The sequence below is a fragment of the Eisenbergiella massiliensis genome (assembly GCF_003435485.1).
Window position 1 is genome coordinate 14002 of record NZ_QVLV01000037.1, and the last position, 19335, is coordinate 33336.

Sequence of the window (19335 nt, forward strand, 5' to 3'; positions counted from 1 at the left end):
TTATTCGCTACATAAAGACAATGGACGCCAGTTATTTGTGTTTTGTAAATTTTTAGCAGTATTGGGTTCCTGTTTATTAATATTTTGTATTGCTATGTAATAGTTATTATTATCAATTACTACTTGCCCTTTATGTATTGTCTCATATAAAGTGTTATGTTCTTTATCAAAATTATTGGCTAATATCATTAGATTATCACAATTTACTTTGGTCATTCCTCCAAATACAGTTGTATATTTACCATTATTATGATAATTTATATAACCATCATTATTTGCCTGAAAATAAAAAGTTTTTCCATCTTCAGTAACAACAGTATTATTTTCGAAATGATAATTATTTTTACCTTGATTTTTTTCTGCTAAAGAACTTACCAGTAAACTTGAGAACCAAACATCACCAACTTTAAAACACAACTCTCCTTCTTTTCCAGTCTCTTTCGTATCATCATCCCCTGATTCTTCGGATTCCTCCACAGAATCCGTCGATGGTATTTCCGGAACTATAACCTCAACATCCCCCATAGCATGCTCACTCTCATCAGTTAACACCCCATTCTCTCCATGCTCCGGAATAGTACACCTGACAGTATTATTATCCACCGCCTCATATTTTCCACCGGACGGGCACGTAATTTCGCCGCTTGCTTCATTTTCATTCACAATATCATACATCGTCTTTCCGGGATCCTGTGCTCTTGCACCTTCCAGCTGCAAAACCAACGCCTTCCGGTTTACTTCACATTCATCCGCCTTACTGCGATCTATATAATGTAATAAAGACGGAACCATAATAGCCGCTAAAATTCCAATAATAATCATCACGACTATCATCTCAATAAGAGTAAAACCATATGAATCTTTTATTATTTTATCTTTCATGTTATCGCCTGCGATATTCCTTATTACTTTAACGTATTGTGACATATCATATTCTGTAATCATAGCATATGCCGTCATTTTCCACAAGATAATTGGCTGTTTATTCCCATTTCTTTATGTTTAATTTTACTTCCGTTTTCCCTATTGACTTCCCCCACCTTCTCTTATATGCTGTTTAAAGTACACACAATTTTCTAGGGGGAATTAACTTATGGAAAAAAGAGAAAAGTTCTCATCCCGGCTGGGCTTTATCCTCATTTCAGCCGGTTGTGCCGTTGGTCTGGGAAACGTATGGCGTTTTCCCTACATTACCGGAAAATACGGCGGAGCCGCCTTCGTGCTCATCTATCTTGTCTTTCTTGTAATACTCGGCCTTCCCATCATGGTAATGGAATTTTCGGTGGGCCGTGCCAGCCAGAAATCCGCTGCCCGCAGCTTCCACGTATTGGAGCCAAAGGGAAGCAAATGGCATTTCATGGCCATTCTTGCCATTGCAGGCAATTATCTCCTCATGATGTTCTATACCACCGTAGGCGGCTGGATGCTCGCTTATGTCATTAAAATGATACGCGGGGAGTTCACCGGCCTCACACCGGATGAAGTGGGCGGCGTTTTTAACGGTATGCTCGGACAGCCCGGTTCCATGACCTTCTGGATGATCGTCACGGTAATCATCGGCTTCCTCGTATGCAGCCTCGGCCTGCAGAAGGGTGTGGAACGCGTAACCAAATTCATGATGGCCTCCCTGTTTGTTATCCTGATCATCCTTTGTATCAGAAGCGTTACCCTGCCCGGTGCAGCCGAAGGTGTGCGCTTTTACCTGATACCTGACTTTCATAAAATAACTGAATATGGCCTGTTTGAGGTTGTCTTCGCTGCCATGGGACAGGCATTTTTTACCCTGAGCTTAGGCATCGGCGCCATGGCTATTTTCGGAAGCTATATTGCCAAGGAGCACACCCTTACCGGCGAGTCCATCCGTATCTGTACGCTGGACACCATCGTGGCCCTGCTGGCCGGGCTGATCATTTTCCCCGCCTGCTTCGCTTTCCAGGTAAATCCCGGAGAAGGCCCCGGACTGGTGTTCGTAACCCTGCCCAATATTTTTAACCAGATGGCCGGCGGACGCATTTTCGGCACCCTGTTCTTTATCTTCATGAGCTTCGCTGCCCTGTCCACCATCATAGCCGTATTTGAAAATATTTTAAGCTTCTCCATCGATTTGTTCGGATGGACCAGGAAAAAAGCTGTTGCGGTCAACTTCGTTGCGATCCTGCTGCTCTCCCTGCCCTGTGTTTTCGGCTTCAATATCTGGAGCGCAATTGCTCCGCTGGGCGCAGGCTCCACGATTCAGGATCTGGAGGATTTCATCGTCTCCAATAACCTGCTTCCCCTGGGAAGCCTGGGATACCTGCTGTTCTGTACCAGCCGCTATGGCTGGGGCTGGAAGAGCTTCATTAAGGAAGCCGATTCCGGCAAGGGTGTGAAGTTCCCTCAGTGGTCGCGTATTTATGTAAGCTTCATCCTGCCCGCCATCGTATTGTTCATTTTTATCATGGGCTATGTACAGAAGTTTGTTAAATAGCATTTGCTTAAAACATCATTTTGTTTATTATATTTGAGATCACAAAAGGAACAGGGCAGCCTGTTCCTTTTGTAATGAAAAACTTATTTTTAAATTATCCCTGCCAATACAATACTGGCAATGATTCCCGCCGCCGTAGCCGTCAGCGCACCAGCCAGCGTATATCTGGTCTTCGTAACCTTTGCTGCCATAAAATACACACTCATAGTGTAAAAACAGGTTTCCGTGCAGCTCATCAGAATAGATGTCATCATACCTATGTAAGAATCCGTACCATAATTTTTAAAAATATCCAGCACCAGTCCCGTTGCAGCCGAAGAGGAAAATAGTTTGATAAAAATCAGCGGCACAACAGGAGCAGGCAGCCCCATCGGCTCCGTAAGCTTCCCGAGCAGCCCGCCGAAAAATTCCAGGAACCCGGATGCCCGCAGGATCCCCACCGCCATCATCAGCCCGATAAGTGTGGGCATGATCTGGATTACCGTCTTAAAGCCATCCTCCGCTCCTTTGATGAAATCTTCATATACATTTGTATGGTGAATCACTCCATACGCCACAATATAAAATATCAACGCCGGAATAATAATATTTGACAGATTCGCCAGTGCATTCATCATAGACGGCATACCTCAGCAGTCATTCTCTAAACAATATATGCAACCTCCGGCCTGTTCATGATTCGATGTTTTATGCCTGCTGCCCCTATAACAGTTTTCAGTCTGCTCTTTCCAGCCAGTCCTTGGTTATATGTCAGAAACCCCTGCTTATATCGTAAATAAACATCATATTATTATAGACTAATGAAAGACCTGTCATCTGCATTTACCGTAATATTTCTTTTGAAGAATTCTCAGTATATTTTAAAATATTATAAATTATATTCAGAATTTACTTTATAATTTTATTAATTTCTAAAATAATCTGTATATTTATAAGCTTTCAGCATGAATTTCTAAAGATTCCGGATTATACTCTCCGGCATATCACTCCACACTGAACTAAGCTATCTGAACCGGATTCCCGCCGGAAATATCAGTTTCCCCCGGAAGAGCAGGACAGAATTCTAAAGGTTCTGAAATCCCTGAAAAATATTTGAGCAGAATCACCCGCTCCCCTTCCTCCCCCGGTCCATCACCTTAATAAAAATCACCCCCACTATCGTAGAAAATAAAGTGGCAATCAGTCCCGGCATGATCACCGCCGTAGGGTTCACGCTCCCGTACTGGCTCCTGTATGCTATAATCGACACCGGAATCAGCTGCAGGGATGAAATATTCAGAATAAGAAAGGAACACATTTCATTGCTCGCCGTATGCGGCGACTTCCCTGTTTTCCTGCACTCCTCCTCATTCAGCTTCTGCAGCTCCTCCATGGCCTTCAGGCCCGCAGGCGTGCAGGCCCAGCCCAGTCCCAGGATATTGGCAATAATGTTGGTGGAAATATACTCCCTTGCCGCATGGTTCTTAGGGAGCCTGGGAAACAAAAAACTGACAAACGGCTGAATCCCCCTTGTCATGGAAGCAATCAGCCCTGAATTCTTGGCAATCTCCATTAGCCCCACCCAAAGCGCCATAATGCCCACCATGGTAATACACAGCTGCACCGCCTCACCCGCGGACTCCAGCGCCCCGTTTGCCACCGCCTCAATATTGCCCGTCAGGGCCCCGTAAATAACCCCTATGGCAATCATAACCGCCCAAATATAATTCAGCATATAAACCCTTTTTTCGCAGCTGTCCGCCGTCCGGGCAGCCGCCTTTTTTCTACCATTATATTTCCCCGAAGCATAAAAAATGCCTGCATAAGGCCCCGGCCTCCCGCCGGCATTTCCTTATACAGGCATCCCTATTTTCAAAAACAGACATTTTTATAATCAGACATTTTTTTAACCAGATATTTTCATAACCAGGCTTTTTCCATAACCAGACAGCTTCCTGTCCCGCCAAAGAGCCCTGCTGCCGCCTACAACACCTTGGAAAGGAACTCCCGCAGCCTTGGATTCTTCGGATTGTCAAAAAACTCCTTCGGCGCGCTCTCTTCCTTAATAATACCGTCATCCATAAACAGGACGCGGCTTCCCACTTCCTTGGCAAAGCCCATTTCATGCGTCACGATGACCATGGTCATACCGTCCCTTGCCAGATCCGACATAACTCCCAGAACCTCTCCGACCATTTCCGGATCAAGCGCGCTGGTAGGCTCGTCAAACAGCATCACATCCGGATGCATGCACAGGGAACGCACGATGGCGATACGCTGCTTCTGCCCGCCGGACAACTGCGAAGGATATGCATTGGCCTTTTCCGTCAGACCGACCCGATCCAGAAGCTGCATGGCCTCCTGCTCGGCTTCCTTTTTCGGACGTTTCAGCAGCTGGATGGGCGCAAGCGTCATGTTCTGCAGAATCGTCTTGTGGGGAAACAGGTTAAAATGCTGGAATACCATACCGATATGCTGCCGGTACAGGTTAATATTGGCCTTGGGATCGGTGATATCCTTTCCCTCAAAAAGAATCTGCCCTGCCGTAGGCTCCTCCAGCAGGTTCAGGGAGCGAAGAAAGGTGGATTTGCCGGAACCGGAGGGTCCCACAATCACCACTACCTCGCCCTGGGATATGGTGGTGCTGATATTTTTAAGGACCGAGATATCCCCGAAGGATTTGCAAAGGTCCCGGATCTCAAATAAAATCTGTCCGTCAGCGTTCATTTGTACGCAGCCTCCTTTCCAGTTTGGAAACACCTGCCGCCAGCAGGGATACGATTGCCAGGTAAATCACTGCAACGGCAATCAGGGGCATGAATGCGGAATAGGTCTGGCTCCGGATAACATTGCCGCCGTGGGTCAGATCCGTCAGGGCGATGTAACCACTGATGGAGGTTTCCTTCAGGAGCACGATAATTTCATTTCCCAGCGCGGGAAGCACATTTTTCAGCGCCTGGGGAAGAATGATATGCCACATGGTTGCCGGATAGCCAAAGCCCAGGCTTCTGCCGGCTTCAAACTGCCCGATATCAATGGCCATAATGCCGGAACGCACGATTTCTGCCACATATGCGCCGGAGTTGATGCCGAAGGCCAGAATCGCCACCACCCTTTTATCTATGGTAACGCTTCCGAAAATTACATAATACATAATCAACAGCTGAATCATCGTAGGTGTACCGCGGATTACCGTCAGGTAAAGCTGGCAGATAAAATCCACAAGCTTAAACAGATAATAGCCCAGCAGCTTCCTAAAATAAACACCCTTCTCCTTGATTTTCGCAGGCTTCTTTATCCCGCTCTTCACTGCGCTGGAACGGACAATCGCCACCAGAAAGCCCAGAACCAGACCCAGAATCACTGCAAAAAAAGTAATCAGCAGCGTAGTCTTCAGTCCGTCCGTCAGATACTTCCAACGGTCGTCCTTAATGAAATTCAGATAAAACTGATCCAAAAAATTTTGCATCTAAATACCCTCCGCCATTTCTCCTTAGTATATTTTTACTACCCATCAAAAAACTGCACTAACTTGTACACCAGCCACGCGTTGTCAGACACGCTGATAAGGTCTGGCTGATGCGCAACAAACGGGCCCATGGTATTTCATGGGTCCGCCTGTATCATACACACTCTGCCCGGGAGAAAAATCCTCTCCCAAATCATTTTCATTAACTCAACGCATTTACCGCGCCATGCCATTATCACTCTTTCACAATAATAACCTGCTTGGAGCTTGCATAGGAATCGGTAAAGTCAACGCTCTGCAGACGATCCTCTGTAACCGTGATGCCTGCAACCCCGATGTCAGCCTTGCCGGACTGGATTGCATTGATAATGGAGTCAAACTCCATGTCTTCAATCTTCAGCTCATAGCCCAGTACGTCGCATACTGCCTGTGCCATATCAGCATCAATTCCAACCACCTTGTCTCCCTGATAGAATTCATAAGGCTCAAAATAAGCGTTGGTTGCCATTACCAGAGTACCGTTGGAACGATCCACGTCAGCAGGAGATTCATAAGGGAACTGTCCCTTGGTGTCATCCCCAATATAGTTCTTTACAATATTATCCAGCGTTCCGTCGGCCTTCAGCTTTGCAAGCGCCTCGTTAATGCTGGCGGTCAGCTCTGCGTTGTCCTTGGAAACACAGATTGCATAATCCTCTTCTGCAAAGGGCTCTTCCAGAATCTTCAGTCCTGTAGTATTGGCAACGAATGCCTTTGCGGGCTGCTCATCGATCATCACGCAGTCAATCTTTCCCTGCAGAAGCGCCTGGATAGCGTCGTTTCCTTTGTTGAAGCGCTCTATTGTGGAACCCTGTTCCTCGTAATCGGATGCAAAAATATCGCCTGTCGTTCCCAGCTGGACACCGATGGACTTTCCGGGAAGATCATCAACGCTTGCCACTGCGCCCTCTGCTGCTGCCGTCGTCTCCGCTGCTGCGGTGGATTCCGGCGCCGCATCACTTGCCGCCTCTGTGGCCGTTGCTGCGCTGGAAGCCTCAGGTGCTGCTTCGCTTGTAGTTGTAGTTCCCTGTGCGCTGCTTCCGCATGCGGCAAGGGATACCGTCATGCATACAGCCAGTGCTGTTGCTAAAAATTTTTTCATAATTACTCTCTCCTCCTCGCGCTTTTACGCGCCTTACAAAAATAAAACTGTATAAATATACATTAATTATAATTTATATTAACATATTTATCTTGAAACACAAGCGGTATTTTTCACAAAATAAAGGCAGGAAACGGAAAAGGTTTCTTTCAACTTTTCCATTTCCCGCCGCATCAACTGAATAGTTATAAATTTTATAACCGTTTTGCACCTTCATCGTTATATTTTTTTACCACTCTGTCACTGCTTACCACTCCATCACTGCTGTCCCCCAGGAAAGCCCGGCGCCGAAGCCGCAGAGCACGATTTTATCCCCGCGGGAAAGGCATCCCTTCCTGTTGATCTCATCCAGCAGGATCGGCACGCTGGCCGCGGAGATATTTCCACAATGATCCAGGCTTACCGGGAACTTATCCACAGAAATATGAAGTCTTTTCGCTACGGACTGGATAATCCGCAGATTCGCCTGGTGCAGGAAAAAATATTTGATATCCTCCGCCTGCAGTCCCGCCTGTTCCAGAGCCTTATGTATGGATACCGGAACCGTGGTCACCGCAAATTTATAGACCTCCTGACCGTCCATATGCACATAATCCGGTTCGTTTCCGGTTGCCACCAGTGGGTTGTTATTCCCTCTGCCACGGCAGACCAGTGCGCTTCCCCTGACACCGTCGCAGCCCTGATCGAAGCTTAAAATCCCTGTTTCCTCCCGGGCAAGCACCGCAGCGCCCGCGCCGTCTCCGAACAGGACGCAGGTGCTCCTGTCCGTCCAGTCCATAATTCTTGACAGAGTTTCCGCCCCCAGGACCAAAGCGTTCTGAAAACGCCCTGTTCCAAGAAACGCATCCGCAGTTTCCAGTGAAAACAAAAATCCGGAACACGCTGCGTTAATGTCAAAAGCCATCGCTTTTTTTGCCCCCAGACGCGCCTGCAGCTCACAGGCCGCGGAAGGAGTCACATGATCCGCCGTAATCGTGCCTACCACAATCAAATCCAGATCCTCCGGTGCGATTCCCGCCTGCTCCAGGGCCAGCCTGGAAGCCTGCTCCGCCATTTCCGCAGTGGTTTCTTCCCTGACAAGCCGTCTCTCCCGTATCCCCGTCCGGCTGGTAATCCACTCATCCGAGGTGTCCATTCTTTCGGAAAGCCAGTCGTTGGTTATGATGGTTTCCGGAAGGCAGCTTCCCGTTCCTATTATTCTGCTCGTCATATCTGCTCCCATCTGCCCGCCGCGGCGGGCATACGGCCGAAAGGGGCCATATTCCTGTCTGATATACCGTCAGTGTACCTGACAGTGTCAATCCATTTTATTCAAAAGCGGACGCAAGCTCCGCAAAAATATCCGCCGTGCTTTCTATCCTCTGTGCCCTGTAAGCGTTGCTTCCGCAGAAAAGAAGGCCGTTATCCACATCTCCCTTTACCGCATTCACCAGCGCTTCCGTAATACAATAGGGCGTCTCCTGCGGTTTACAGGTTTTAATACAGCCATGGCATCTGCCATGGGGAACCGGCCCTTTTGCTGTTCTTTCCAAAAATGCATTGCGGATGGCGCGTCCCGGCATCCCCACCGGGCTCTTTACCAGCACGATATCTTCCTTTTCCGCGTTGATATAAGCCTGTTTAAAGGCAGGATGGGCGTCACATTCCACCGTCGTCACAAACCGGGTGGCCATCTGGACGCCGTCAAGTCCCATATCCAGCCATTTGCGGGCTTCTGCGCCCGTATAGACGCCTCCGGCCATTACCACCGGGATTTCCCTGTTTCCGGCCCTTCCAAAGGCTTTTATGGCCTCCAGGATACGCATGACCTCTTCTTCATAATGCATCCCTTCGATATCCTCAAGCTGTTTCCTGTCAAAACCCAGATGGCCGCCGGCCAGAGGCCCTTCGATCACCACCAAATCCGGCAGGTAATTGTACTTTTTCATCCAGTATTTCATGATGACATTCGCCGACTTCACGCTGGAGACGATGGGAGAAAGCTTTGCCTGGCGGCTTACCCCGTCCTCCCGCCGTACGCCGGAGGCGGCCTCCGGCAGCGTCACAGGCAGTCCGGCGCCGGAAATAATCAGATCCGCACCGGCTTCCACAGCAGCCTTTACGTAATCCTCATAGCCTTTTGTGGCCACCATAATATTTACGCCCACAATACCGCCGGCCGCCAGCTCCTTAGCTCTGCGGATTTCCTTTTTTACCGCACGCAGATTGGCGGTATGGGGATTTACCTGGTAATCCGGCTCACGATAGCCGATCTGCGCCGTGGAGATTATGCCGATACCGCCCTGCGCGGCCACTGCGCCGGCCAGCCCCGAAAGGCTGACTCCCACGCCCATGCCACCCTGTATCACAGGAAACCGCGCCGTTAAATCCCCGATTTGCAATTGCTTGATCATTTTACTTTTCGGTCCCTTCTCAGGCTTTTTCCGGCGCAGTGACAACAAAGGTCAGCTCCGCCTTTGCCACCAGCTTTCCGTTGACAGTGGCCTTTGCGCTGCCCACGCCCACCGGGCCTTTTACCTTGATAATTTCTGTTTCCAGCATGAGCACGTCACCCGGAACCACCTTGCCTTTGAAACGGGCGCCGTCAATGCCGCCAAACAGCACCAGTTTTCCCTTATTTTCAGGCTGGCTGAGTATCGCCACGGCCCCCGCCTGCGCCAGCGCTTCCATGATAAGCACTCCCGGCATCACCAGCTCCTGGGGAAAATGGCCTGCAAAAAAAGGCTCGTTATAGGTCACGCATTTTTTTCCCACCGCGCGCACGCCCGGTTCCAGCTCCTCTATGGTATCCAGAAGCAGAAAAGGCTGTCTGTGGGGGATGATTTCCATGATTTGTTTTGTTGAAAGCTGCATAAGGCTTTCCTCCTACTCCACGAATTTTTTCACCAGAAGGCTCGCGTTGTGCCCCCCAAAGCCCAGGGAGTTGGTAAGCGCATAGGTAAATTCTTCCTCCACAGGCTCTTTACAGTAATTGAGGTCACATTCCTCATCCGGTATCTGATACCCTACTGTAGCATGAATAAAGCCCTCCTGCAATTCCTTCACGCAGGTAATAAACTCAACCGCCCCTGCCGCGCCAAGCAGATGCCCTACCATGGATTTGGTGGAGTTGATGCGGATGCGGGAAGCCTGCTCCCCGAAGGCCAGCTTAATCGCCCTCGTTTCAAACAGATCGTTCAGGTGGGTGCTTGTGCCGTGGGCATTGATATAGGTAATATCCGTAAGCGCCGCGCCTGCGTCCTGCACCGCGCATTCCATGGCCCTTGCCGCCCCGGAGCCGTCCTCCGCAGGTGAGGTGATATGAAATGCATCGGAGGAACAGCCGTAGCCCACTACCTCCGCATAGATTCTGGCGCCTCTTTTCCTGGCATGCTCCAGCTCCTCCAGGATGACAACGCCCGCGCCCTCTCCCATAACGAAGCCGCTTCTTTCCTTGTCAAAGGGAATGGAACATCTGGAAGGATCCTCACAGGTACTGAGGGCTGTGAGCGCCGTAAAACCGGAAACGCCGATAGGGGAAATGCTGCTTTCCGCGCCTCCCGCCACCATCACGTCCGCATCCCCGTACTGGATGGTACGGAATGCTTCCCCGATGCAGTTGGTTCCCGTCGCACAGGCCGTAACCACATTGATGCTCTTGCCCTTCAGGCCGAACTGGATGGATACGTTTCCAGCCGCCATATTGCTGATCATCATGGGCACCAGAAAGGGATTCACACGGTTAGGTCCTTTCTCCAGCAGCTTGCTGTGCTCGCGCTCCATCGCCTGGAGGGAGCCGATGCCGGAGCCGACAGCCACGCCCACGCGCCAGGGATCCTCCTGCTGCATATCCAGTCCCGCATCCCCAATCGCTTCCTTGGATGCCGCCACCGCAAACTGGCAGAAAGCCTCCATTCTTTTGGCCGCCTTAAAATCCATATAATTCTTGGGGTCAAAATCCTTCACTTCCGCCGCCAGCTTACATTTATATTCCGATGCATCGAATTTCGTAATCGGTGCAAAGCCTGTTTTTCCTGATTTAACCGCTGCCCAGAACTCCTCTACGGACAGTCCGATGGGTGTAATCGCGCCCATTCCTGTTACCACTACTCTTCTGCTCATATCTGCTCCCATCCTCCCGCTCCCGCGGGATTAAAAATAATTCAGATCGCCATTCCCCCGTCAACGGAAATGACCTGGCCGGTAATATAAGCGCCGCCCTCTCCCGCCAGAAAAGCTACCAAAGCCGCCACATCCTCCGGCCTTCCCACTCTTTTCAGAGGGATCTGTGATATTACCGCTTTTTTTGCATCCTCGCTCATTGCCGCAGTCATATCCGTTTCAATATATCCCGGAGCCACCGCATTTACCGTCACATTCCGGCTGGCCAGCTCCTTGGCAACGCTCTTGGTCAGGCCGATCACACCGGCCTTGCTGGCGGCATAGTTTGCCTGCCCCGCATTTCCCAGCACGCCGGAAACCGAGGAGAGATTAATAATCCTGCCGCTCTTCTGCTTCATAAAGTTACGGTACAAATGACGGATAGTATTGAAGGTTCCCTTCAAATTGGTATCAATTACCGCATCGAAATCCTCTTCCTTCATGCCTATCACCAGATTGTCCCTGGTAATGCCCGCATTGTTCACCAGGATATCAATATGCCCGAAAAGCTCCAGCGCTTTCTTCACCATATCCCCGCAGGCCTGGAAATCAGCCACGGAAGCCTGAAGCACCTCCGCCCTTCTTCCCAGTTTTCTGATTTCTTCTGCTGTTTTCTCCGCCTGTTCACAGCTTGCGTTACAGTTTACAATAACATCTGCGCCCTCTGCCGCAAGCGTCAGGGCAATCTGTCTTCCGATTCCCCGTCCCGCTCCGGTCACCAGCGCTGTTTTTCCTTCCAGCATTCTACTTTTCCCCGTCTTTCTTAGTTAACTGCAATAGCTTATCAGGATAGGAACTGTCCAGTTTCCTTACAGCTTCTCCAGATCTTCTTTTTTCTCTATATTAATAACGGTTACATCCCTGTTGATTTTACGCATAAAACCCGACAGGGATTTTCCCGGCCCGATTTCCACAAAGGTATCCACGCCGTCTGCAATCATGCGTTCCACGCACTGCTGCCATCTGACGGAATTTGATACCTGCTTTACCAAAAGTTCTTTTATCTGTGCCGTATCCGTAACATAATCCGCCGTCACGTTGGAAAGATAGGGCACCGCAATCTTCTTCAGCGTAATTTTTTCCAGAACCTCCCCCAGCTTCTCTCCCGCGCCGGAAAGCATTGGGGAATGGAACGGCCCGCTTACCTTCAGGGGCACGCAGCGCTTTGCTCCCATGGCTTTCAGCTTCTCAGCCGCCGCATTCACAGCCGCCTCTTCTCCGGTAATCACGGTCTGGCCGGGGCAGTTATAATTGGCAACGCTTACCATGCCATCAATTTCCCCGCAGGCCTGTGCTATGGTTTCACTGTCCAGCCCCAGAACCGCTGTCATGGCTCCGCCCACAGGAACCGCCTCCTGCATGAAAATCCCTCTTTGGCGCACGCAGTAAAACAAATCCTTTAAGTCCATCACATCCGCTGATGCCAGGGCCGCGTACTCTCCCAGGCTCAGGCCTGCCGCCACATCCGGCCTGTGGCCCATCTCCTCCAGTACCTTCAGAATCGCCGTCTCCACGGTTAGCATGGCGATCTGTGTATATTCCGTAATGTTAATCTGTTCATTTTCTTCAAAACAAAGAGCCGCCACATCCAGCCCTGAAGTCTCTGAAGCCGCCTGAAATACATCTCTGGCTGCGGGGAATTGCTCATAAAAGTCTTTTCCCATGCCTATATACTGGGAACCCTGCCCCGGAAAAATAAATGCTGTTTTGCCCATATTCCCATCCTCTCTTAGAAGGCCTGAATTTCTTGGGATCTTGGGGGGGGTGGCCTCTCGGAAGTTTGTTGAACCGTCCCCTTGCCGGGCAGGGTTTGCTGTCTGGGCACGCTTGCGCTCGGTTAAAAACGCAGCGGTACTAACGCCGCAAAATACGCGGCGTAAGGACCGGCGTTTTTAAACGACCCTGACAGCAAACCCTGCCCGGCAAGGGGACGGTGCTCTACATACGGAGAAGCATACGCCCCAAGATCTCTGTAAACCACATGATTCCATGAAAGATTCAGGCTGATATGTTATGTTTTTTGTCTATGTTTATGGCTAAAGTTATGGTAGTAAATTTAATATAATTAGAAGTTGGTGTTGTTGGAAAATATTTGCGGTATTATTTTGATAGTCTTTTTATTTGATATTCAAAATATTCAGTTGTAAAAAAAGACTGCCGGTGTCAGTTGTTTAAAAGCAGGGCTTTTGCAGTTATGTTTGCCGGATAGCCTTTTTTGTATCTTTATTATTGCAGCTGTATGGCCGCTTTATTTTTAGGGTAGCTTTGTCGGAAAATCTCAAAATCATAAGGGGACTGTAATAAGTCTGTTTTTAACTTATTTATTCAGGAGGGCGCTGGCTTCCTGGATGATTTCCTGGATGATCTGGCGGCAGGTTTGTTCTTTGTTGACCATTCCTGCGCATTGGCCGGCCATGAGGGTTCCGTTTACTACGTCGCCTTCCATGACGGCTTTCCTGAGGGAACCAAGGGTCAGGTATTCCAGTTCTTCAAAGGTAGCGCCTTCTTTTTCCAGCTTCAGGTATTCCCTTGTCATTTTGTTGCGGATCTGGCGGACCGGGTGTCCGGTGCTCATTCCGGTTACTTCTGAATCAATGTCCCTGGCTTTGATAACCTTCTGTTTATAGTTGTCGTGGACAATGGATTCTTTGGCCACCACGAAGCGGGTGCCCATCTGCACGCCCTGCGCCCCCAGCATAAATGCCGCTGCAAAGCCTCTGCCGTCTGCGATGCCGCCGGCTGCAATTACCGGAATGTCCACCGCATCCACGACCTGGGGAACCAGCGTCATGGTAGTGGCTGATCCGATATGTCCGCCGCTTTCCATGCCTTCGGCAACCACCGCGTCCGCTCCTGCGCGTTCCATCAGCTTCGCCATCGCAACGCTGGCGACTACAGGGATTACCTTCACGCCTGCGGCTTTCCACATTTCCATGAACTTGGCAGGGCTTCCGGCGCCGGTGGTAACCACCTCCACGCCTTCCTCCACGATCACCTTTGCCACTTCGTCTGCATTGGGATTGAGCAGCATGACATTGACCCCGATAGGCTTTGAGGTGAGCTCCCGCGCTTTGCGGATCTGCTCTCTCACAATGTCTGCCGGCGCGCTGGCGGCGCCGATGATGCCCAGTCCGCCTGCTTCAGAGACGGCGGCGGCCAGATGGTATTCTCCTACCCAGGCCATGCCGCCCTGAATGATCGGATACTCGATTCCGAGAAGTTCCGTGACTGCTGTCTTCATTAAGCTTCGATTCCCTGTGCTTTCAGATATTCTACAACTGAACCTACCGTTGTCAGTTTTTCCAGTTCCTCTGCAGGAATTTCAACACCATATTCTTCTTCTACTGCCATAACCAGTTCGAAAAGGTCCAGAGAGTCAGCTCCCAGATCATCCTTGAAAGAGGAATCCTCTGTAATCGCAACGCCCTCCAGATTTAACTGCTCCTGAATAATCTCAATTACTTTTTCTAACATTTTGTTATCTCCTTTTTTTGTTTTTATAAAAAAGTTTGACATTCAAAGTATATTCTCTGTTCCTTTGTTTGTCAACTACTTCTTTCCTCATTTTTGATAAAATACTGATAAACATCCCTTTTGCTTATTCCTCTGTCCTTAGCTACCAGTTTCATGGCTTCTTTACGGTCCATTCCCTGGTCTTCATAGAACTTCATATGCTCTTCCATAGACATCTGCGCAAAGGAGGCCTCCTTTTCCCTGGCCTTTTCCTCATGGCTCTTGCCCTCCAGTACCAGGACGTATTCTCCGCGGGGATCGTTGGTTTCGTAAAAATGCAGGGCGTCCTCCAGCGTGGTGGGCATTATTGTTTCGAATTTTTTGGTGAGCTCCCTGCACAGGGTAACTTTTCTGTTTCCCAGTTCTTCGTAGAGGCAGGACAGTGTGCGTACCAGGTGGTGGGGCGCTTCATAAAGGATTATGGTCCTGGATTCTTCTTTCAATTCCTCCAGGATGGCTTTTTTCTCTTTTTTATCATCAAAGGGCAGGAAGCCTTCGAAACAGAATCTTCTCGTAGGAAGGCCCGAAAGCGTCAGAGCTGTTATACAGGCCGCCGGTCCGGGAAGTGAGGTCACCGTAATGCCCGCCTCCTGGCACAGCTTCACCAAAACCTCACCCGGATCGGATATGGCCGGCGTCCCTGCATCGGTTATGAGCGCAATATTTTTTCCCGCATTCAGCTGGTTTATCAAATCATATGCTTTTTCAACTTTATTGTATTCGTGATAGCTGGTCATCGGCGTCCGGATTTCAAAATGATTCAGCAGGCGGATACTGTTCCTTGTATCCTCCGCGGCTATCAAATCCACATCCCGCAGCGTTTCCAGCACACGGGGCGTCATGTCCTTCAGATTTCCGATGGGTGTCGCACATAAATATAAAGTGCCTGCCATATCTTTCCTTTCCTGTGAGCTTTGCCTGGGCAAAACACATTCCCGTCCGGCTCCGCCAAACGCCGCTTATTTCCCGACGCCTTTAATCCGCCGGATTTTCCGCCGCCGGCCCCGCTGCCGTCTCCGCATTTCCAGGTGCCTGCGCAGTCTCTGTCGTCCCTGCAGTCTCCGCTTCCTCCGCGGGAAGCAGCCCTCCCTCCGTATACCGGTTGGAGGCATTCCAGAGTATCCATTCCTCATAGCCCGCGTCATACACGGCCTGAATCTGCGCCCGGATTTCCTCCGGGCCATATTTGATATGTCCGGGAACCCAGGATGCGGTAAAATCCTGCAGCCAGGGCCTGACATCCGCCCGGATCTCCTCCGCCGGTTCCATGTCCCGTGGGCTTAAAATCTCATTTCCGGAAATCTCATTCCCGGAAGTCCCGTCACCAGGCTTCTCATCTGCGGGTATCTCATTTGCAGAAACCGCATTCCCGGCGTTACCGTTTGCAGGCACCTCATTTCCGTCAATACCGTTTCCTGAGGCATCTCCCGCCTCGCCATCAGCAGATACTCCGCCTGCCGCTTCCCCGCCTGCAGAAGCATCGTTTCCCGACACCTGCTGCCCGTTTGCATCCTTACGCATTCCCGCCAGGACCTCTCTGGAAGCGCCCATACTCCTGTATATCGTCTCATATGGCTGTGCATCCGGAACCGCCAGCCCCAGATTCCCCGGCCCGTAATGGGACGGATAGACCATCGGGCTGATATAATCCAGATACTTTGCCATCTCGTAATAATCCTGCCCTACAATGGACGCATCCAGCTCACTGTCAATGATGATGCCGTACACATCCGCCGATACCGGTACTCCCAACTGATGCAGCGACTGCGCCGCATACGCCGTAAATTCGGTAATCGTCCCTTCCTTGTCACGGCCTGCTGCCTCCGGGCCGAAATCCACCTTTGACATACCTCTGTCCGTGGAGAAGCGGATATAGTCAAATTGTATTTCATCAAATCCCACCGCCACCGCCTGTGCGGCAATTTCCATCAGGTATTCCCATACCTCACGGCTGTAGGGATTCACCCAGGCAAGTCCTGACTTATCGCGGAAAACACTGCCGTCCTGATTATGAAGCGCAAGCTCCGGGCGGTTCTCCGCCAGGAAGGGGTCTTTAAACGCCACAATCCGGCCAATCAGATAAATCCCGTGCTCTCTGCACTTCTTCACCAGGGCCGGCATATCCGCCACCAGCTTCTGTGCGGAGCCAAGCTCTGAAACCATAGGTGAATCCATCTGATAAACAACACGGCCTTCATCGTTTTTAATATCTATCACCATGGTGTTCAGCTCTGTCCTGTCCACCAGGGATATCAGGTTGTCCATATTGGAGGTTCCCGCCATATTTCCGGTGACATAGATCCCTTTGACCTTTACCCTGTCACCGATTGGCAGCTCTCCGCCGTATTCCTCTGTCTGCTCCGTTTCCGCAGCTTCCTGCGCCGATGTTTCAGGGGCATTAATGTCGCCCTCCCCTTCGGCGCCGCCCTCAGTCTCCGCAAAGTCCTCAGAATTCCCGGAAACATCCGTTCCCTCCTGTATGGCCGCCGCTTCCTGCGCATCCCGGCTTCTGCCTGCCAAATAAGCGCTCGTTGCCGCTATTACAAGAAGACAAAGCAATATGGCTGCGAATATTTTACTTATCTTCATTTTCCGTTCTTTCCGGATCTCCGGCGCAAAATACTGCGTAAAACCCGGATATCACATATGTTTAAACCAAAAACCTCAGTTTTTCCATCTATCTAAACTAAGATAATAACCGATACCGTAATAATTTTCAATAGCTTTTACAGCACATATCCCTTACAGCGTAACAATTCAGCCTTCGGCCGGACTGTTACTGCATCCGCCATTAAAAACCGCCTGCGACGAGGAGGCGGATGCCTGCTGCCACTACGTTTTCTCACAGTCTGCGCAGTAAATGCGCAGACCTGCCTGAACTGTTGCCTTACAGCTGCCATTCTCCTGCATCAATACCCGTAAATATCATAAATTTCATCCGTATATATCCCCGGCTCCCGGTATACAATCAAAGGCTTCTCCACCTTCAGCCGGCTTCTTCCGCCCCGGTTTGCCTCAAGCAAAACCATATTCGGCTCCTTGTCCACAAACGGATATACCAGCTGCATACGTTTTGGCTCCAGTCTGTACCTTGCCAGGGTCACGATGATTTCCGCCAGCCGGAAGGGCCTGTGCACCAGGAAAAAATTGCCGCCCGGCTTCAGCAGCTTCGCAGCCTGCGCGGCCACATCCTCAAAGGTGCATTTCACCTCATGCCTGGCAATTGCCTTTGGTGCCTCCGGATTGGTCAGCCCATGCCCTCCCACCATATAAGGCGGATTGCAGGTAACAACGTCAAAAGAAGCAGCCGGAAACAAACCCGCTGCCTCTTTAATATCCCCTTCCACAATGGAGATTTTCTCCTCCAGGCCGTTCAGCGCCACACTGCGCCTGGCCATGTCCGCACTGTCCGGCTGAATTTCCAGCCCGGTCAGATGGGAGGCATTCGTCTTGGCCTCCAGAAGAATCGGGATAATTCCTGTCCCTGTCCCCATATCCAGAACGCTTCCCCCGTCCTTTACGCGGGCAAAGCCGGAAAGAAGCACCGCATCCATACCAAAACAGAACCGTTCCTGGTCCTGGATAATCACATAGCCGTTCCTCTGCAGCTCATCCAGCCTTTCCCCCGGCTTTAATGAGATGCTATTCCAGTTTGGATTTTTCATCCTGCTTCTCCAGTTTTTCCAATTCCTTCAGCTCTTTTTCGCTGACCTCGTTTTTCTTATTCCGTCCGTGCCTTCTCTTGAAGCGGAGCTGATCCAGACGGTATTCCCTGATTTCCTTCTCATCCTCCACATTGACGATAACCTTTACCAGCTGGCGCAGCACGTTGACGCTGGACACCTCGCCCTTCAGTCCGTCATCCGTGGTCACATAATCGCCCAGGTTGGGAAGCCTGCGGTTCAGATCCTCATAGGTCTCCTCCTCATGCTTCAGACAGCACATCAGCCTGCCGCACACCCCGGAAATTTTCGTAGGGTTTAAAGAAAGATTCTGTTCCTTCGCCATTTTAATGGAAACCGGCACGAATTCCGACAGATGGGCATGACAGCACAGCTGCCTTCCGCAGATACCGATGCCGCCGAGAATCTTGGTTTCATCCCTTACGCCAATCTGACGCAGTTCAATCCTGGTCTTGAAAACGCTGGCAAGATCCTTCACCAGCTCCCTGAAATCTATTCTTCCGTCCGCCGTAAAATAAAACAGCACCTTATTGTTGTCAAACGTATACTCCGCATCAATCAGCTTCATGTCCAGCCCATGCTTGGTAATCTTCTCCTGGCAGATGCGGAAGGCATCCTTTTCCTTCACCTTATTCGCCGCTTCCTGCTCATCGTCCCTCTCGTTGGCAATACGCAGCACCGGCTTGAGCGGCTGAACTACCTTGCTGTCCTCCACCTCGCGGATACCGCCCACCACGGTTCCGTACTCTACGCCGCGGGCCGTTTCCACAATCACATGGTCACCCTTTTTTATTTCAAACCTGGACGGGTCAAAATAATATATCTTGCCCGCCGTACGGAATCTTACGCCTATCACTCTAGTCATCTATCAACCTCCTGCCATATTTCATGGCCCGGCAGATCACCTTCCCGATCCGCCCGCCGGCCCGTGCCGGCCATTTCG

19 protein-coding genes are annotated in these 19335 nt (G+C 50.3%); 1 reads left to right on the forward strand and 18 read right to left on the reverse strand.

Annotation, left to right across the window (positions count from 1 at the left end):
* A complete protein-coding gene (locus tag DXC51_RS27605; protein ID WP_117545879.1) occupies nt 1-882 on the reverse strand; it encodes a prepilin-type N-terminal cleavage/methylation domain-containing protein in 882 nt (293 codons plus the stop codon).
* A 211-nt stretch (nt 883-1093) separates the two neighbouring features.
* Between DXC51_RS27605 and DXC51_RS27610 the strand changes: the two genes are divergently transcribed.
* Nucleotides 1094-2467 (forward strand): sodium-dependent transporter, encoded by a 1374-nt coding sequence (locus DXC51_RS27610; RefSeq protein ID WP_102287078.1) that lies wholly within the window; start codon nt 1094-1096, stop codon nt 2465-2467.
* 89 nt (nt 2468-2556) lie between these two features.
* Here the strand turns inward: DXC51_RS27610 and DXC51_RS27615 are convergent, their stop codons facing one another.
* From DXC51_RS27615 to DXC51_RS27695, 17 genes are all read right to left on the reverse strand, one after another.
* A complete protein-coding gene (locus DXC51_RS27615; RefSeq protein WP_408608877.1) occupies nt 2557-3081 on the reverse strand; it encodes a spore maturation protein in 525 nt (174 codons plus the stop codon).
* Nucleotides 3082-3569: 488 nt separating this feature from the next.
* Nucleotides 3570-4181 carry a spore maturation protein A gene (locus DXC51_RS27620; RefSeq protein WP_021639276.1) on the reverse strand — a complete coding sequence of 204 codons (612 nt, stop codon included), beginning with the start codon at nt 4179-4181 and terminating at the stop codon, nt 3570-3572.
* Between the two features lie 248 nt (nt 4182-4429).
* Nucleotides 4430-5173 carry an amino acid ABC transporter ATP-binding protein gene (locus tag DXC51_RS27625; RefSeq protein ID WP_021639278.1) on the reverse strand — a complete coding sequence of 248 codons (744 nt, stop codon included), beginning with the start codon at nt 5171-5173 and terminating at the stop codon, nt 4430-4432.
* Nucleotides 5163-5915: an amino acid ABC transporter permease gene (locus DXC51_RS27630; RefSeq protein WP_021639279.1), complete on the reverse strand. Its 753-nt coding sequence runs from the start codon at nt 5913-5915 to the stop codon at nt 5163-5165. The genes DXC51_RS27625 and DXC51_RS27630 overlap by 11 nt, the downstream gene beginning before the upstream one ends.
* Nucleotides 5916-6150: 235 nt before the next feature.
* Complete coding sequence (locus DXC51_RS27635) at nt 6151-7056, reverse strand: transporter substrate-binding domain-containing protein (RefSeq protein ID WP_021639280.1); 906 nt, start codon at nt 7054-7056, stop codon at nt 6151-6153.
* A 247-nt stretch (nt 7057-7303) separates the two neighbouring features.
* Nucleotides 7304-8266 (reverse strand): beta-ketoacyl-ACP synthase III, encoded by a 963-nt coding sequence (locus DXC51_RS27640; RefSeq protein ID WP_117545881.1) that lies wholly within the window; start codon nt 8264-8266, stop codon nt 7304-7306.
* Nucleotides 8267-8363: 97 nt separating this feature from the next.
* Complete coding sequence (locus DXC51_RS27645; protein ID WP_117545882.1) at nt 8364-9449, reverse strand: NAD(P)H-dependent flavin oxidoreductase; 1086 nt, start codon at nt 9447-9449, stop codon at nt 8364-8366.
* A 19-nt stretch (nt 9450-9468) separates the two neighbouring features.
* Nucleotides 9469-9909, reverse strand: coding sequence for a 3-hydroxyacyl-ACP dehydratase FabZ (gene fabZ, locus DXC51_RS27650; RefSeq protein WP_117545867.1), 441 nt, complete (start codon nt 9907-9909; stop codon nt 9469-9471).
* Nucleotides 9910-9921: 12 nt separating this feature from the next.
* Complete coding sequence (gene fabF / locus DXC51_RS27655) at nt 9922-11157, reverse strand: beta-ketoacyl-ACP synthase II (protein ID WP_117545883.1); 1236 nt, start codon at nt 11155-11157, stop codon at nt 9922-9924.
* Nucleotides 11158-11198: 41 nt separating this feature from the next.
* Nucleotides 11199-11939, reverse strand: a complete 741-nt coding sequence (fabG, locus tag DXC51_RS27660; protein ID WP_102287082.1) for a 3-oxoacyl-[acyl-carrier-protein] reductase — start codon at nt 11937-11939, stop codon at nt 11199-11201.
* 66 nt (nt 11940-12005) lie between these two features.
* Complete coding sequence (gene fabD / locus DXC51_RS27665; RefSeq protein WP_117545868.1) at nt 12006-12911, reverse strand: ACP S-malonyltransferase; 906 nt, start codon at nt 12909-12911, stop codon at nt 12006-12008.
* Between the two features lie 602 nt (nt 12912-13513).
* Nucleotides 13514-14437, reverse strand: coding sequence for an enoyl-[acyl-carrier-protein] reductase FabK (gene fabK, locus DXC51_RS27670; protein WP_117545869.1), 924 nt, complete (start codon nt 14435-14437; stop codon nt 13514-13516).
* Nucleotides 14437-14670, reverse strand: coding sequence for an acyl carrier protein (acpP, locus tag DXC51_RS27675; RefSeq protein WP_025487834.1), 234 nt, complete (start codon nt 14668-14670; stop codon nt 14437-14439). The genes fabK and acpP overlap by 1 nt, the downstream gene beginning before the upstream one ends.
* A 71-nt stretch (nt 14671-14741) precedes the next feature.
* Nucleotides 14742-15602 carry a 16S rRNA (cytidine(1402)-2'-O)-methyltransferase gene (gene rsmI, locus DXC51_RS27680; protein ID WP_117545870.1) on the reverse strand — a complete coding sequence of 287 codons (861 nt, stop codon included), beginning with the start codon at nt 15600-15602 and terminating at the stop codon, nt 14742-14744.
* A gap of 82 nt (nt 15603-15684) precedes the next feature.
* On the reverse strand, nt 15685-17298 hold the full coding sequence (locus DXC51_RS30195) for a putative glycoside hydrolase (protein WP_117545871.1): 1614 nt from the start codon (nt 17296-17298) through the stop codon (nt 15685-15687).
* A gap of 320 nt (nt 17299-17618) precedes the next feature.
* Nucleotides 17619-18374: a tRNA1(Val) (adenine(37)-N6)-methyltransferase gene (locus DXC51_RS27690; protein ID WP_117545872.1), complete on the reverse strand. Its 756-nt coding sequence runs from the start codon at nt 18372-18374 to the stop codon at nt 17619-17621.
* Nucleotides 18352-19257: a PSP1 domain-containing protein gene (locus DXC51_RS27695; RefSeq protein WP_021637622.1), complete on the reverse strand. Its 906-nt coding sequence runs from the start codon at nt 19255-19257 to the stop codon at nt 18352-18354. Before DXC51_RS27695 ends, DXC51_RS27690 begins: the two co-directional genes overlap by 23 nt.
* Between the last annotated feature and the right edge of the window lie 78 nt (nt 19258-19335).

Bases quoted from the DNA above. Each gene is read 5' to 3' on its own strand.
- DXC51_RS27605 (WP_117545879.1), bottom strand. From the start codon at position 882: ATGAAAGATAAAATAATAAAAGATTCATATGGTTTTACTCTTATTGAG.
- DXC51_RS27610 (WP_102287078.1), top strand. From the start codon at position 1,094: ATGGAAAAAAGAGAAAAGTTCTCATCCCGGCTGGGCTTTATCCTCATT.
- DXC51_RS27615 (WP_408608877.1), bottom strand. From the start codon at position 3,081: ATGAATGCACTGGCGAATCTGTCAAATATTATTATTCCGGCGTTGATA.
- DXC51_RS27620 (WP_021639276.1), bottom strand. From the start codon at position 4,181: ATGCTGAATTATATTTGGGCGGTTATGATTGCCATAGGGGTTATTTAC.
- DXC51_RS27625 (WP_021639278.1), bottom strand. From the start codon at position 5,173: ATGAACGCTGACGGACAGATTTTATTTGAGATCCGGGACCTTTGCAAA.
- DXC51_RS27630 (WP_021639279.1), bottom strand. From the start codon at position 5,915: ATGCAAAATTTTTTGGATCAGTTTTATCTGAATTTCATTAAGGACGAC.
- DXC51_RS27635 (WP_021639280.1), bottom strand. From the start codon at position 7,056: ATGAAAAAATTTTTAGCAACAGCACTGGCTGTATGCATGACGGTATCC.
- DXC51_RS27640 (WP_117545881.1), bottom strand. From the start codon at position 8,266: ATGACGAGCAGAATAATAGGAACGGGAAGCTGCCTTCCGGAAACCATC.
- DXC51_RS27645 (WP_117545882.1), bottom strand. From the start codon at position 9,449: ATGATCAAGCAATTGCAAATCGGGGATTTAACGGCGCGGTTTCCTGTG.
- fabZ (WP_117545867.1), bottom strand. From the start codon at position 9,909: ATGCAGCTTTCAACAAAACAAATCATGGAAATCATCCCCCACAGACAG.
- fabF (WP_117545883.1), bottom strand. From the start codon at position 11,157: ATGAGCAGAAGAGTAGTGGTAACAGGAATGGGCGCGATTACACCCATC.
- fabG (WP_102287082.1), bottom strand. From the start codon at position 11,939: ATGCTGGAAGGAAAAACAGCGCTGGTGACCGGAGCGGGACGGGGAATC.
- fabD (WP_117545868.1), bottom strand. From the start codon at position 12,911: ATGGGCAAAACAGCATTTATTTTTCCGGGGCAGGGTTCCCAGTATATA.
- fabK (WP_117545869.1), bottom strand. From the start codon at position 14,437: ATGAAGACAGCAGTCACGGAACTTCTCGGAATCGAGTATCCGATCATT.
- acpP (WP_025487834.1), bottom strand. From the start codon at position 14,670: ATGTTAGAAAAAGTAATTGAGATTATTCAGGAGCAGTTAAATCTGGAG.
- rsmI (WP_117545870.1), bottom strand. From the start codon at position 15,602: ATGGCAGGCACTTTATATTTATGTGCGACACCCATCGGAAATCTGAAG.
- DXC51_RS30195 (WP_117545871.1), bottom strand. From the start codon at position 17,298: ATGAAGATAAGTAAAATATTCGCAGCCATATTGCTTTGTCTTCTTGTA.
- DXC51_RS27690 (WP_117545872.1), bottom strand. From the start codon at position 18,374: ATGAAAAATCCAAACTGGAATAGCATCTCATTAAAGCCGGGGGAAAGG.
- DXC51_RS27695 (WP_021637622.1), bottom strand. From the start codon at position 19,257: ATGACTAGAGTGATAGGCGTAAGATTCCGTACGGCGGGCAAGATATAT.